11 protein-coding genes are annotated in these 14,379 nt (G+C 58.7%); all 11 read right to left on the bottom strand.

Annotation, left to right across the window (positions count from 1 at the left end; genetic code table 11):
• Positions 1 to 235 (bottom strand): transposase (locus BLR31_RS15475; RefSeq protein WP_143009408.1); only part of this gene is annotated, 235 nt, incomplete at its 3' end.
• A 541-nt stretch (positions 236 to 776) separates the two neighbouring features.
• Positions 777 to 1,577, bottom strand: a complete 801-nt coding sequence (locus BLR31_RS15470; RefSeq protein WP_090597604.1) for a substrate-binding periplasmic protein — start codon at positions 1,575 to 1,577, stop codon at positions 777 to 779.
• A 3-nt stretch (positions 1,578 to 1,580) separates the two neighbouring features.
• Positions 1,581 to 2,447: an ABC transporter permease gene (locus BLR31_RS15465; RefSeq protein WP_244505091.1), complete on the bottom strand. Its 867-nt coding sequence runs from the start codon at positions 2,445 to 2,447 to the stop codon at positions 1,581 to 1,583.
• Positions 2,444 to 3,430, bottom strand: coding sequence for an ABC transporter ATP-binding protein (locus tag BLR31_RS15460; protein WP_090597602.1), 987 nt, complete (start codon positions 3,428 to 3,430; stop codon positions 2,444 to 2,446). The genes BLR31_RS15465 and BLR31_RS15460 overlap by 4 nt, the downstream gene beginning before the upstream one ends.
• A complete protein-coding gene (locus BLR31_RS15455; RefSeq protein WP_090597601.1) occupies positions 3,427 to 4,350 on the bottom strand; it encodes a DUF58 domain-containing protein in 924 nt (307 codons plus the stop codon). Before BLR31_RS15455 ends, BLR31_RS15460 begins: the two co-directional genes overlap by 4 nt.
• Complete coding sequence (locus tag BLR31_RS15450; protein WP_244505090.1) at positions 4,350 to 5,348, bottom strand: AAA family ATPase; 999 nt, start codon at positions 5,346 to 5,348, stop codon at positions 4,350 to 4,352. Before BLR31_RS15450 ends, BLR31_RS15455 begins: the two co-directional genes overlap by 1 nt.
• A complete protein-coding gene (locus tag BLR31_RS15445) occupies positions 5,345 to 9,244 on the bottom strand; it encodes a VWA domain-containing protein (protein ID WP_176762702.1) in 3,900 nt (1,299 codons plus the stop codon). The genes BLR31_RS15450 and BLR31_RS15445 overlap by 4 nt, the downstream gene beginning before the upstream one ends.
• Positions 9,245 to 9,632: 388 nt before the next feature.
• The gene (locus BLR31_RS15440; protein WP_143009407.1) at positions 9,633 to 11,021 is read right to left on the bottom strand and encodes a hypothetical protein; all 1,389 of its coding nucleotides are present in this window, start codon (positions 11,019 to 11,021) and stop codon (positions 9,633 to 9,635) included.
• On the bottom strand, positions 11,018 to 11,590 hold the full coding sequence (locus tag BLR31_RS15435) for a zinc metalloprotease (protein ID WP_090597598.1): 573 nt from the start codon (positions 11,588 to 11,590) through the stop codon (positions 11,018 to 11,020). Before BLR31_RS15435 ends, BLR31_RS15440 begins: the two co-directional genes overlap by 4 nt.
• Positions 11,590 to 12,480, bottom strand: coding sequence for a substrate-binding periplasmic protein (locus BLR31_RS15430; RefSeq protein WP_176762701.1), 891 nt, complete (start codon positions 12,478 to 12,480; stop codon positions 11,590 to 11,592). The genes BLR31_RS15435 and BLR31_RS15430 overlap by 1 nt, the downstream gene beginning before the upstream one ends.
• Before the next feature lie 126 nt (positions 12,481 to 12,606).
• Positions 12,607 to 14,376 carry a pyrroloquinoline quinone-dependent dehydrogenase gene (locus BLR31_RS15425; protein ID WP_090597596.1) on the bottom strand — a complete coding sequence of 590 codons (1,770 nt, stop codon included), beginning with the start codon at positions 14,374 to 14,376 and terminating at the stop codon, positions 12,607 to 12,609.
• Positions 14,377 to 14,379: the final 3 nt, after the last annotated feature.

Raw genomic sequence — 14,379 nt, 5'->3', positions numbered from 1 at the left:
TGACCTCACCCCGCCTGAGGGCTTCCGCTCGCCAGCCAAACAACTGAGAGGCCTGTATCCCGATCTCGCGCGCCAGGGCCGAAACGTTCGTCCCCGGTTCAAAGCTCCGCGCCACTACCTCTGCCTTGAACGCATCAGACCATCGACGCCGTCGTGCCATCGGTGCGCCTTCCAGCCGATCAGGCACCGCCTCGATCAGATGGAAACTTCTATCCCCAGGCATAGTCGCAGACATAGAACATGACACCCATCACAAACTCTCAGGTGCCAATAGCGCCCCAGGAAAGACGGCAACAGACGGGGTGACCTTCGCGCTTACGGTCGTTGCGGCGGCGATCATTATCAACCTCCCTGTTGGCAACGGGATTTGCGGCGGCGCAGGACTGGGACGGGGCAAACAACGGTTTCCCCATAAGGTCGGCGACGTGGTGAGGGGAACTATGCCTCCGCCGGGGCGTGGTCAACTCTGTGCGGCATTCGAAGGACCATGCAAAGTGTGGAGCTGTGGTCCAGGGCCCCTGATGGCGATCTTGCAAGGCCGGGTTGCTGTAGCGGGGGGTAGAAGCTGATTTGCGGTATCGCGCTTCTAATCTTCTTCCCATAAGCGCTTCAACTAGCCGTAGAGGTCGTACTCCGCCCCCAAACATATGCCCGACAAAATAAGGCCTTGCAGCTTATTGGGCTCAGGCAATCGCTGGCGGACGCCCCTTTAAATCAGCGAACCGCAAGAGTCTCTGAGCGCAAGCCCGCGAAAGGCTCATATCCCGACATTATCTTTAGGGTATCAGGCTGCCGATCAGACCATATTTTTCCGCGATACGAGCAACAGTGCCGTCCGATCGCATTTCTTCGATCACGATGTCCATATGCAACCGAAGTGTAGTGTCGCCCTTCCAGAAGCCTATCGATATCCCGCTTTGTGGCGGCCCTTCTGGCAGAATGGATATGGCTAGATCCAGATCGTCCGAAAAGGCGGTAGCAGTAACTGAATCGGTGATACCAGCGGCGCCACTACCAGCGTTGATCGTTGCCAGCAGCTCATCTGTGTCCTTGACGGGAAATATCTGGACCCCTAGGCCGCGTAGATAGGTGCTGAGCTCGACGCGATCTAATGCGACGACACCAGGGGAGAACGCTGCAGTTTCTGGAGGCCAGGCGGTACCAGGTTCCGCCGCCCAAATCCATGAACTGGCAAGATACGGCTCCCCCATTTCCATAAGACTTTGGCTCCACGCATTGTTGCGCAGCCCTCCGACCATTATGCGGCAGGTAGCCCTGGTGATACGCCAATTTCCCGGATTGAACTCGCGTCCCATTGCGATGCTACTTGTAACTGCCAGACGCCAGCCCGATCGTCGGGCGGCTTCCTCGATGAGTTCGATTTCAAAGCCCGGGCGCTCGCGGTCATTGATGACCAATGGCTCCATGTCCCGTGGCGCGCAGACGGTCAGTCTGCCGAGCGCACGAATTTCCTCAAGCGCAGTATCGGGTGGAAGCAGGTTCACGCCCAAAACCACTGCAAACGAGATGACCAAGGGCAGGACGGCGGCTAGGGTTGCGCGGAACGGCAAGGCCATCAGCTAAAGCCTTCGGAATTCGAACATCGCCAGGCAAAACATCGCAACCGCCAGGCCCCCAGTGATCTGCCATCCCAGCATCATCGGGTATTGACTGAACCCGATTAGAATGCCGCGCAGTGTATCCACGGTGTAGGTCACAGGATTTGCTTCAACCATCATGACCAACCAGCGCGGGTACGTCACCAGCGTCTGCGCGCGGGTCAGGGAGGGGTCCATCGGAAAGACTGCTGATGACGTAAAGTATAAGGGCAGAACCAAGGCGTTGGAAAATACGCCAAACCCTTCAAAACCTTTGACGTAATTAGCAATAACGATGCCCAGAGATGTCATCCCGAACGCAAGCAGAAACATAAGCGCCATAGCTACGCCCACCTCGGCAAAACCCATCTGGATATTGGCGAAACGGGCGACTGCGAGGACAAGCATGCCGTGCACGACAGCCGTCGTGGCACCGCCCAACACTTTGCCGAGCAGGATAAAATTGCGCGGTAAGGGTGAGACGAGCACTTCCCGAAGGAAGCCAAACTCTCGATCCCATATCAGCGAAACTGCAGACTGGATCGAGGTGTAAAGGATATTGAGGACGATCACGCCGGGAAAGATATATTGTAGATATGTATAGGGCACGATGAAACGGACGTCGCCCATGACTTCGCCACGGAAGAATGGGTTTAGCCCGACTCCAAGAATCAGCACCCAGAGCAACGGGCGTGAGACGCCGCCGACAAGCTGTCCACGGTCGGTTAGGGAACGCTTGACCTCTCGCCACCAGATTGTCTGGACGCCGCAGGAAATGTTCCACATATCCCGGAATCTACCGGGGGTGGGGCGGCGGGCTATTGTGATATCGATCGTATCATTGCTCATTTCCGTCGTCCTCCACTAGCTGGCTTCGCACGGCCAGAAATTGGCGCCTCCTCTCTGAGCGCTCGGCCGGTTAGGCTAAGAAACACGCTCTCAAGGCTGGGCGGCTCCAGGGTCGCAAGGCTGATCTGACCGCGCAGAGCAGCCAGAGTGGCTTCCGCCTCGGGAAGCGATGCAAAGCGCAATAAAATATTGCCATCGGCCAAGGAAATCGTCTGCGTGTGAGCGGCAAGAATGGCCGCTCGTCCCTCCGTGCCTTCAGGCTGGAGTCTGAGCAGCGTTGTGCCATGGGCAGCCTTCAGATCGGCAGGCGTGCCTTGGACAAGGATTTTCCCATCGTCGATGATGCAGACCTGGTCCGCGCTAGCCACCTCGTCAATGTAATGGGTGCTGACAACAATGGTAATGCCTGTTTTTTCACGCAGGGTGGTTAAGTAGTCCCAGATATTTGCGCGGGACTGAGGATCCAGCCCTGCAGTAGGCTCGTCCATAAAAAGGATTTCGGGGCCATGCAGTAAGCCCCTCGCGATTTCTAGCCGTCGTTTCATTCCGCCCGACAGGGAGCGCACGGGGGCTTTGCGCCAATCGCTCAGCTGAACTAACTCCAGCATCTGATCGATCCGCTCGCGTCGCTCGGCCCGTTCCATCGCATGGACGCGAGCGTGAAAATCAAGATTGTCGAAGACAGATAGCCGCGTATCGAGCGTGGAGTTCTGGAAGATTACGCCGATGCGGCGGCGCACCCCACGCGGGTCGCGCGCGAGATCTAGTCCTGTGAGCAAAACCCGCCCCGTAAGCGGAGCGCGGATCGTACACAAGATATCGATCAGGGTGGACTTACCCGCTCCGTTAGGTCCGATCAGGGCAAAAAGACTACCCGTTGAGACTGTGAGGCTGACATTGTCCAGTGCCAACGTTCGGCCATAGCGTTGTGAAACGCCTTCGACTGAAATTGCAGTACCCTTTGCATCGACATCCTCGGTCATACAATTATCCCCGCCGCGGTCAGTCGCTTGAGGCAAACATCACTGAGTGTCTCCTCGGCTGCGACCGGAAGATATACGTTGCCGCCAATCAGGGCTTCCCTCAGCCCATCGGTGTGGCGGCTCATTGCCGCGTGATACGCTGTCAACGTGATGTCATCGAGTGCCATATCGCGTTCCCTCCCAGTCTCAGCATCAACTAGCCGAATAATGCCGTTGCCCATCGATGACGGATCCCGCTCCGAGGCGGCGAGAATATGCATCGCGATCACCATGGCCCCAGTTGCGGTAAGGGCCGCGAGGGGTTCACTCAATCCCGTTCCCCAGAAGTCCGATAGGATGAATACAATGGAGCCCGCATCACTGTCGCCAATCAGGTCGGAAATGGGTGCCGACAGCGATGCTGGGTCCGGGCGAGTGCGCTCGCTTGGTCCACCGGGGCCCTGGGTGCGGGGCTCGGCAAATTCGATCATTTCGTGTACCCGCGCCCGACCGTGCCAGGTGGGTGAGCGCTTTAACCCCGGGTTTTCGTCCAGAACAAAAATGCGCAGCCTATCTTGCGCAGCTAGCGTTACAAATCCCAATGCGCGGGCGATCCCCTTTGCGAGCGCAGCTTTGTCCTCGACCATCATCGATGGGGTCAGATCGAGAACAATGGTAACTAGAATTTGTTGGCGTTGGACATATTTGCGCGTTACCGGCGTACCGTGCGCGATGCTGCGTGGATCGACGTGGCGCAGGTCGTCACCGGCGCGATAGGTGCGGAAGTCGGCAAACTCCATTCCGGGCCCGCTCATACGCGACGCGCGCTCGCCGATGCCTCGTCTGGCGCGTGCGGCAGGCGCCGCCAGCCGCATTGCCGATAACCGATCTATCAGGTCAGGGGAAGGCATCGAGCGTTTTGAGGCAACGTCGGTCTTCATCAAAGATCGCCTAGATGTCTGTCAAAGAGACGGGTGAGAAGCTTGGCGACCGCGTGGGGGTCGACACGGGCTTCGAAACGAGGCTGCAAACGGTGAAGAAGTGCTGGCATCAAAACTGCCCGCAAATCATCAATCGCCACATGATTGCGTCCGACTATGAAGGCATGGGCCTTTGCGCTCAGCAGCAGCGATTGTGCGCCGCGTGGGCTAATGCCGTAGCGTAGGACCTTGTTGGCCTCGGGGTCGGCATTGGGTGTACCGGGCTGGGTGGCTCCGGCCAAGCGGGCCACGGCGAGCGGAATGGCCGAAACAACAGGCATATCCCGGACCAGATCACGTAACGTCAGAATTTGCCCCGCCGTCAGCATTGTTGTGATATCGGGACGCTCACGCCCTGTGGTGGCGACAAGAATTTCGGCCAGCACGTCGGGCGTTGGATAGCCCACATTGATACGCAGCATAAACCGGTCGATCTGGGCTTCGGGCAGTGTGTAAGTACCCTCCATTTCGATAGGGTTTTGGGTAGCGAGAACTGTAAACGGCTGCGGAAGCGCTTCAGTGCGTCCGTCATGGGAAATGGCGCCGTCCTGCATTGCCTCAAGCAATGCCGATTGCGTGCGAGGCGTGGCACGATTGATCTCGTCAGCAAGCAGAAGCTGCGTGAAGATTGGGCCTGGCCTATATTCGACGCGAGCATGGCCATTGCCGTCATCGACTAGGGTCATGCCGCCGGTAATATCTGCTGGCATCAGGTCGGGTGTGAACTGTATCCGAGCAAAGTCGAGCCCCGTCGCTGCGTGCAGGCTCTGAACCATCAATGTTTTGCCAGTGCCTGGTGGCCCCTCCAACAGAACATGGCCACCGCAGATGATGCCAATTAGGATCAACAGGATAGTTTCATCCTGTCCGCGAACCGCCTTTCCCATTTCCGCCCGCGCGGCTGCGATGGCGCCACGCAATTTGTCGGGGTCGGCGATTATGTCTGTAGATGGGGTCACAAGGTCATTCCTTGGTCTGAGCGAATAGGAGCGCCAGGTGCCCGCAAGCGTGAAGCCAACTGGCGAGGACGCATATAAAATACAAGGGCAACGAAAAAGGCGACAAGCGCCAGCACCAGCCATGGGGTGGTCAGGCCTGGCACGAGGCGAGTGCCCCAGCCTTTTGGCAGTGAACCGATCCCTCCCGCCGCCAGGAAGGGCTTGTCCGGTAGCGGCGCTGCCCAAAATGGCCGCGCACGAAAAAAGGCTGTTTCGGCCATTTCGTCAGGCGGCATCCGACTGTTGGCCTGCGGTCCCGGCACGCCGGGCAGGGTAACTTGCGCCCCGATGCGGCCAGTCGTTTCCGGTGTGAATGTGGTCTGGTAAATCCCTGGCTCAATCTCTCGCAATTCGAGATTTGACGGCGGGCCTTTATCGATATTCACGGTCGCGATGGGACTTAGGCCCTCTCGCATCGCCCCGTCTGGGTCCAAGGCTTGGAGCGTCAGTTGCATACTTTCGCCCAGATCCACAAGGCTCAGCCAGGGGCCGCTTGCAGGACGAACAGGTTTTATTTGACGTAGCACATGCGGCCAGAGCGCCGCCAGAGCGGGATCTGCCTGCCAGTCGCGAGACCAGGGGCCGGTTACATCGCTGGCAAAGGCGAGCACATTGCCGTTGCCGTACCGCCATGTCGCCAGCAACGGCGTTTCGTCTCCATCAGGTGTGCTCGTTGTGAGCGCAACATCGGCTTGAGGCTTTGCCGTGGTTAGAACCACGCCATCGAGCAACGGCAATCTGGGCGGCAAAGCGCGCACGAGTGGATCGGAAATATCGCTGAACTTGGGTTGACCCGGTCCTTCACGCACCGGAGAGGACAGCAGCATGGCTTCCTGTGAGAGGATGGAAGGCAGGGTGGCGAAATCATCTGACGCATGCACCGATCCGCCACCTGCTGTAGCGATGTCGAGAACCGCACGTGCGTCAGCGCCGGTTCCCACCGCAACGGCCGAGACAGTGATGCCTTCTTCGCGCATCCGTGAGGCAATGCCGGTGAAATCACCTGGCAAACTCAGTCCGTCGGTCATGACGATCATATGCCGCGCCTGTGCGTCTGATCTTTGCAGTAACGCCCAACCGGCTTCGATGCCAGGGGCGATGGCGGTGCCCCCGCCGGTATCAACGCCTGCGAGTGCTGTCTGGACGGCTTCGGTGTCGCTGGCTGGCGTTAGCGGCAAGACGACGCGGGCTTGAGAATCAAAGACGACGATGCCCACTTGGCTGTCCGGGTTGAGCAGGCCAACTGCGCCTTGCGTCGCCTGCCGCACCAGTTCAAGGCGCGTCCCTCCAGCAATTTCCTGATTCATACTTCCCGAGCGGTCCAGCACGAAGACCATCGTGACCTCGGGCGCGTCTCTTGGCACGCGTGCAGAAAGGGGAGACAGTGCTTCGAGGGGTGTTGCGAAATAGCCTCCGGGACCAAACGCATCGCTACCGCCTAAAATCACCAGACCCAACCCGTGGCGCGTGACGGCGCTTTCGATTAATCCCGCCTCTCGCCTGGTCACGGCTCGCGCCGGCATGTTGAGCAACACGATGGCGTCATAGGTCAGCCAATCCCGTAGATAATCCGGTGCCACGGCAGGATCGGTCACCACCAGATCGGACGGGCTTGTGCCAGTCAGACCGGGTGTAGAAATTGTTGCAAGTTGAACAAAAGCTTCGCCATGTGCCGGATCGGGGGATAGCACAATGATGGGGCGACCGGGACGCGTATTAACGATTGCAGAGAGGGTTGATGTCAGTGCCCCTGTTGTGCTGATCGTGACCGTGAATATCGTTTCGCCTTCGGCAAGGGGCGGCAATTGGGTTTCGATGCGGTTCATGCCATTTTGTAGGGTTACGTCTTCAATGGCGAGCTGGGTGCCATTGGCATGGAAAGCAATTTCGGCGGGCACCTCCATATCTGCATCAACCAGGGCTGTAAGCCTTAGGCGATCGCCCGGCAGAGCAGCTGCCGGCAACGCTATCGCTGAAAGAACCGGTCCAGCGGTTGTTTGCACTGCCAAAGGGGGCGCTCGGAGATACGCGTGAGCGGGAAGCCAAACGCCATCGCTGGCATTCGTGGGGATCGGCATTCGGATCGGCAGTTCTGAAACGATTTCGGCTACCTGATAGGGAGGGACAAGCGCTGCGGCGAGGTCCAGTGCAGCGATACTGTTGGTTATGGCCGTTGCCCTCGGTTCGGCCAGCCTCGCCTCGGGCGCAAGTGGCGTCTTCGGCGTCATCCCGTCGATTAGGACGCGCGGCGCGGGTCCGGCAGCCACGGTCATATTGGCTGCATCAGCACTGCCCCCTTCGGCAACCAAATGGACCTGTACAGTGCGTTCGAATGGCAAGGGGAAAGGCCAGCCAGCGAGCGCAGTCCCGACAAGAGCTAGGGCAACAAATGCCGGCAATGCGCGCCGCCCGCTCATGCGCAAGCGTAGTGTTGCGTCGGCAAGAAGAAGGAGGGAGGCTGCAACAAGAAGGTAACCGCTGAGGCCTAAGGACGTCCGTGCTGGGGATGGCGACGGGGTGCTGGCATCGAGATTGCGGAAGCGGTTTGGTGCTGCATTGACGGCGAGCAAGGTACCCCTTTCGTCCCGAAACAAGCCCGCCACCTTAGGCGTGAACACTTCCGTTGCTGTGCTGAACCCCGTCGCATTGTCAGCGGTGCTGAACGTGCCGGGCTCAACCGCACATGGTAGTCCCACCTGGCAATTGCCCCGCAATGCCCCGCTTAGGCCGAGCCAATTGGTTATGGCGCCAGTTAACACTGGCAAAGCATCGCCACTGCTCCAGTCGACCTGGCGAGGATCGAATTTAAGGTGCACGTCTTGCCACGTTCCCCGTGTACTGACGGCCATTAACGGATAGCTGGCGCCGGACAAGAGGACCTCTGCTCCTTGCGGAAGTTGGCCCGTGGCAACTGACCCGAAATTTGGACTTGTCCAGTCTTCGCTCCGTGTCAGCGGGTGGAATGGGTGCCAGAAGTCGGCGTCGGCTACAGACGCTGTGCCTGAATGCTCGTCACCCACTCCCGCACTTCCAATCCAAAGCGTGGGTGCGTGTGGCGCCACAGGCAGGTGTATGCCGTCTACAATGACCAAAGCGTAGTCATCGTGTTGTTGCGGCAGCCGGTCAGTCTGGAAAAGATCCATGTTGCCCTGTGCCGCGATGGCGCGCAGCAAGGGTTGGTCCAGGGCGGCGCTTGGCGCGATATAGAGCACTTTTTGGGGCGGCTGCGGTAGGGTGATAAAGCGCGCCTCGGCGCCCGGCCAGCTCTGCCGATCTTCGGCCAACGCACTCACGCTAATCAAGCCCGCATCTCGTAGTGTCAGGGTTTCTTCAAACTGCGCACTGCCCTCGACCATATCGAGCTCCAGGCTCGCCCAGGGCAAAGGCGGGCGAACACCGATATCGGCGTTGGGCGTAAAGCCAATCTGCACCACCGCGCCTGCTAGGTCGGGATCGGCGCGAAGTGTTCCTTTCAATGTCCATGTCTGGTCACTGGCACGAACCAGGCCAACATCCAGCTCGGGCGTTAGACGTTGCGGTGTGACGGGCAGATGGGTAAATCTGAAATACTCTTCCAACTCATCTGAAACCTCATGAGGTACGGCGCCGCCGACCAAGAGGCCCGCGGTGCTTTCGTCAGGAACAAGTGTTTGTCGCACGAGCCGTGCTACTGACAGCCAGTCAGCAGGCCCATCGCTGGCGTCCAATCCTTCAAGCAGTGAAGTCATTGCCTCGGGCTCGTACGCGTGGCGGGCCGCGATAAGACGTGGTTCGGGCGTGGCCAGAATGAGCGTAACACGCTCGGGCGGTGCACTCTTGCGGTCGGCAAGGTTGCGCACAAGATCGGCGCTAGCCAAATCAAAGACAGAGTCCTCGCCGGCCATCGCCCGCATTGGGCCGGAGCCATCAATGACGACGACTAAATGCGCTGGCGGTGGGGCTCCTATAAACGGTTGGGAAAGAGCGAGAACCAAAGCCAATAGGGCTGCCAATTGCAATAGCAGTAGGGCCGAGAATTTGGGAAAGGCCCAGCGATGCCGGGCGGCACCCGGCTGGTCGGGTAGAGAGAGCCATATTTGCATGCTGGACACTATCCGACGCGGGGGCTGGGCCGTGTGCAGCCAGGCCACAAACGCGCCCAATGCAAGGAGCCCAAGCATGGCTGGTGCGAGAAACCCCAGCATCAACACACGATAACCTGTAAAGAGTCATGTCCGAGCATCGGGCTTGTTTGATCACCAATGCTCATTCGGCCAGCCTCTCGAAATATCGTCCCAAGGCTTCACGGTTGCCTGTTGGCAGCGAGTGACGCTCTACGGTTTGCGTTGTCTCGCCACCGGCGCTGGCGCTGCCCGCGCCGCCTCTAGCTGCAATCGACTGCTCGGCTTCGGACGGCGGTAGGGTTATGCGAATACGTTGTCCAGTCTCTTGAGCGGCCGGGGGTAGAGTCATGTCGACGTTTCCATCTGCACCGGGCACCATGGTTTCACCTTCAAGCGATTGGGTTCCCGCACCGGCTTGATCGGCGGCCCCTCGGCCTGACTCTGCCGCTGCGCCCACCGACTCCCGCCCTGCAAATTGCATCTCCTGCGGCTCGATCCGCTCGGGTGTCATCGCCGATCCCGGAGGCCCCCCGTCACCTGGCCTGATCTCCCCCATCGCTTCGGACTCTTCGCCAGGCTCTCTGCCGTCTCCTTCGAGAATAGCGACGTCCTGATTGCGTCTGGCGCTTTCGATCGCCTCGAGGTCGATCGCGAATTCGTCAGTGCCTTGTTGGAGATTGGAATTTTGCGGTCCTGACACACCTGTCGCGACATTGGATCCGTCCGGCATCTGGCCCGAAGCGCGCCGATCGTTAAGCCAGCTTGGCGCATTTTCACCAAATGCTGCCAATGCTTGGTCGATCAGAGCATTAAGTTCGTCATCGAGCGCGTCGGCGCTGACATCAGGTGAAGCTCGTGCGACGCGCTCCTCGATGGCGCGCGCTATTGCAGCCAGAATCGGCTCTTGACGGAGCACCGCCTCTCGATTCAGCCGATCGGCAAGGTTTTGGGCGTGGTCGCGCGTTTGATTAGAATCTGGTGCTGTCGTCGATGCGGGAATAACCTCAATTGGAGGCAATGTGGCGGACATGGCCGCTGCAGCCCCGGCAGCAACTATTGCTGCTATTGCAAGGTTGCGGATCAAGGGAATGACCAGTGGCCAAAGTCCGGAGATATCGATGCCCGCCACATGCGTCCGCATATCTGATACGAGCGCGCGCGAAAGCGGCCCAGCCGGCGATCTCACAGCAACTTCGACTGCCGTCGCATAGGCAAGACCCATATTGGCCTGACGATCGATTGAGAGAGCAAGAGCGCCATGAGCAAGTATGGCGCGGTTCCAGCCGATCGAAATCGCTGTCGCAACCCCAGCGCCGATCAACAATGCTGCTGCGACTGCCGGTATGACACGCAAAGTCAATGAGGCTTCGATCCAACCTTGGCGATGCGCAGCTTCGATCATTGTCAAACTGAGCCACGCGATGGCGCCCGCCGCCAAGGCACTTGCCATGACCAGAAGAGCGGCTCTGGCAAGCAAGCGTTTGCGGCTGTCCTCAAGGATCGACGAGAGCGGCTCTCGTGGCGGTCTCATCGCCATACCAGTAGTTTGAGCATCAAAGCCAGAACCAGCGTCAGACCAGAAACGATAAGGCCGGTGCCCCGGAGCCTTTCGGGCAGATATTCACGTACTGCGTGAGAAGCCGTCAGCGCCAGGATAGGCAGTAGGTTGAAAAGCGCGAAGCGGTCGGACATGCGCGTGAAGGCAAAGAGCCAAGACTCGGTCATCTGGAGCAAGTCCGGCGGCGTCAGGGAGATCAAAAGTCCCCGCGCCGCCATTGCTGCACGTCCGATACTCCATGTTGCAGCGAGCGCCAGAAGGACCATGACAATGACACGGGCAATGCCACCCTTGAGTTCACGCGAACGGATATCCATGGGACGCACCCAGCCCAGTTGCGCGATGACAACTCCAGCCAATGAAAAGATATCGATATGCGCGATTGGATTTAGGGTCAGTCGTCCGTCATGTGTTGGGCCGGCGTCGCCCATGACCCGCGCGGCTAGGGCGAGGAAAAACCCATGCAAGGCAATGACAACTATTCCGGCGCTGCCATCGAGTACGATCCTAACTGGAGTCAACTCATAAAGGAGACTGATCATTACGCGTCGGGCCACAGAATTTTATGGCGCACCGCCATCTCGGCGAGTGTGCCGTCGGCTTCAAGGGCTGCTATGGCCTCGTCTATGAGTGCGCCGAGAAAACTGTCCCTGACGTTCACCGCAGCGCTGATCCGGACAGCATCCACGGGAAAAGGCAGCGAGTCCAAAGCATGATAGCCCGTCGCATCGCCGTCCACGCCTGCCATCAGCGCGCCTTCCCACATGAGCGTCACGTCGACCTGCTCAGTGGAAAGGGCCTCAAAGAGGCTGCGATTGTCGCGAAAGATAACCCTTTGAGGGATCGTATCGGCTGGAAGCGTACGTAAATAGCTCGTCAAGGCCGCGTCACCCGCTGCGAGAGCTTGAACACCGATCCGGTGGGTCTGTCTCAGATCGGCTAGCGTCCGAACCTCCGGATCATCGGATATTCCGAGCATGCGCGCGACGATATAAGGCCTGGACAACCGTACCCATGGCGGCGCTGCCGTTGACAGATGCATCCCCAAAAGGACATCGCATTGCTCTGCCATCACGATAAACATCTGTTCGTCTGTCAGCCCGAAGATGTAGTCAAATATGGTGGGACGGACCGGAAAGCTTCGCTCATTTACGGTGTATGTACGCACCTCAGTCAGCAGAACCTGACCCAACTGGTCGGCGAGTTCGGCTTCAAATGACGCCAGTGGTCCGATGGGCCGCAGGCAGAAGGCAATAGAATTACCTTCGTTTCGCAGGCGTTCGTCGTACATGTCCCTCGACACCGGGTCCTCTTGCCCGATGGCTGCGGGGGAGGGCAGAGACATCCAGATCAAAGATGTGATGACGAGGGCAATGCGCACCGACGCACGGCCGGTCTTGTGTAGCGGATTTAGGGGGGAGCGGAACAACATGGGCGAGGCCTCTCGCATCGGGTGTACTGGACCGAAGTCGTCCCGTTGCGCAGAAAGCAGGACGCGAAGCCCTGCCGGGGAAGAAACCGGCGCGAATTATCGCGCCGGTTGGTAGTGACGCGACAGCTATTCGGCGTCGGGCAGAGCGAACACTTGAATGGCGGCGCCTAGGGAGCTCATGTCGGCAGCGTCGGGAACCAGACGCGTCATCAGCGTCCCGCCGTAACCGGGCGTGCCCGTGACGATGGCGACATATTGTTTGCCGTCGACTTCATAGCTAATTGGCGTGCCCATTGGGCTGGCAGCCAAACGCGTCTGCCATACAAGCTCACCAGTCTCCTGATTGATCGCCTTGAAATAGCGATCCGCGCCGCCCGAGAACACCAATTCCGAACCGGTAGCCAGCAGCGAGGCGTAGTTGACGGCTTCCTGCTCGTAACGCCACACGGTTTCACCGGTCTCCACGTTGACAGCATCGATACGACCAGCGTTGGTCATGCCTTCAGGCAGCGAGTAAACCGAGTTCTGGTTGTAGGAGTTCGCCGGGATCGGCACGTCCGGGCGAGGTGTCTGTTCCATGCAAGCATTGGTCAAGGGAACGAACATGACCTTGGTGTCGGGATTGTAGGCTGTGCGTGCTTGGTCACGACCGCCCAAGAATGTCGGGCAATGATAGATCGGCGCGTTGTCTTCCTTGAAAACGACGTCTTCGTTGACCGTTACGATACCGTCTTCGTCAACGTTATCGATCAGATTTTGGTAGGCGGTGTCGCGAGCATAGATGAACTCGCCTGTAGCAGCGTCGAACTGCCACAACGTACCCGTCTTGCACGGCACCCCTGTCAAAACTGCACGCTCGCCGGTAGCAGCATTGGGATTGATGGCCTGCAGGGTCTCCATCGTATCGCTAGGGCCGACATTGACCGTGTCCACGATCATTTCATAGGTGCATTCTTGATCCCAGTTGTCGCGGGGCAAGGTCTGGTGGCGCCAGACGATTTCGCCCGTCTGCGGCTTGACGGCAAAACGAGTATTGGTGCCAAATTGGGTACCACCAACAGTGCCGCGCTGCACCTCTGAAGACGGTCCTGTCGAAGACGATCCATAAAACACAAGATCGAGTTCTGGATTGTAAGTGAACTGTCCCCATGCGCCGGTCATCCAACGCGATTCAAATGAGCTGCCACCCCAGGTCTCGTCACCTTCTTCGCCTGGCCGTGGGATGAAATAATTGCGCCAAAGTTCTTCGCCCGTTTGAGCATCATGGCCTGTGGCGTAGCAACCAAAGCCCGAATACTGGCAGGACGAGCCGAGCACGATGATCCCATTGGCAACGATGGGACCAGAAGAATTTGAAATGCCTTCGTCACCCTGTCCGCGGTCGATGTCAAATACCACCTGGCCATCACGCATATTGAGGGCGACCAGATGGTTGTCCCAAGTGGCGAAATAGATGTTCTCGCCATAGATAGCGATGCCGCGCTTGCGGTCGCGCGTAATCGAGTTCAATAGCTCCGGCTCGATTTCAATGCGATGGCGATACTGCCACAATAGTGTGCCTGTGACGGCGTCGATGGCCTCAACGACTTCGTTGGGGCTGGCGATAAACATCACGCCGTCATAAACCAACGGTGCCGTTTGGATTTGTCCAGACTCGATGCCACGGGCCCAGGCTGACTGAAGGGTATCCACGTTATCGGCGTTAATTTCGGTCAACGGGCTGTAGCCGAAATTGTATACGTCGCGACCGTAGGCAAGCCAGTTGCCTGGATCGACGTTCTGAAGATCAGCGTCAGTGACGGGCGCCAGATCGGCGAGGCGATCTTGAGCATAAGCCGGTGCGCAGACCAATGCCGCCGTGGCGAGAGTCTGCAAAAGCAAGTATCTGAATCGCATATG

The organism is Pelagibacterium luteolum (assembly GCF_900100665.1).
GTDB classification, from domain to species: Bacteria; Pseudomonadota; Alphaproteobacteria; order Rhizobiales; family Devosiaceae; genus Pelagibacterium; species Pelagibacterium luteolum.
This window is presented reverse-complemented; position numbering and strand designations above follow the sequence as displayed.

Excerpts from the sequence above, each read along its gene's own strand:
- BLR31_RS15470 (WP_090597604.1), bottom strand. The coding sequence starts at position 1,577 with ATGGCCTTGCCGTTCCGCGCAACCCTAGCCGCCGTCCTGCCCTTGGTC.
- BLR31_RS15465 (WP_244505091.1), bottom strand. The coding sequence starts at position 2,447 with ATGAGCAATGATACGATCGATATCACAATAGCCCGCCGCCCCACCCCC.
- BLR31_RS15460 (WP_090597602.1), bottom strand. The coding sequence starts at position 3,430 with ATGACCGAGGATGTCGATGCAAAGGGTACTGCAATTTCAGTCGAAGGC.
- BLR31_RS15455 (WP_090597601.1), bottom strand. The coding sequence starts at position 4,350 with ATGAAGACCGACGTTGCCTCAAAACGCTCGATGCCTTCCCCTGACCTG.
- BLR31_RS15440 (WP_143009407.1), bottom strand. The coding sequence starts at position 11,021 with ATGAGACCGCCACGAGAGCCGCTCTCGTCGATCCTTGAGGACAGCCGC.
- BLR31_RS15435 (WP_090597598.1), bottom strand. The coding sequence starts at position 11,590 with ATGATCAGTCTCCTTTATGAGTTGACTCCAGTTAGGATCGTACTCGAT.
- BLR31_RS15430 (WP_176762701.1), bottom strand. The coding sequence starts at position 12,480 with ATGTTGTTCCGCTCCCCCCTAAATCCGCTACACAAGACCGGCCGTGCG.
- BLR31_RS15425 (WP_090597596.1), bottom strand. The coding sequence starts at position 14,376 with ATGCGATTCAGATACTTGCTTTTGCAGACTCTCGCCACGGCGGCATTG.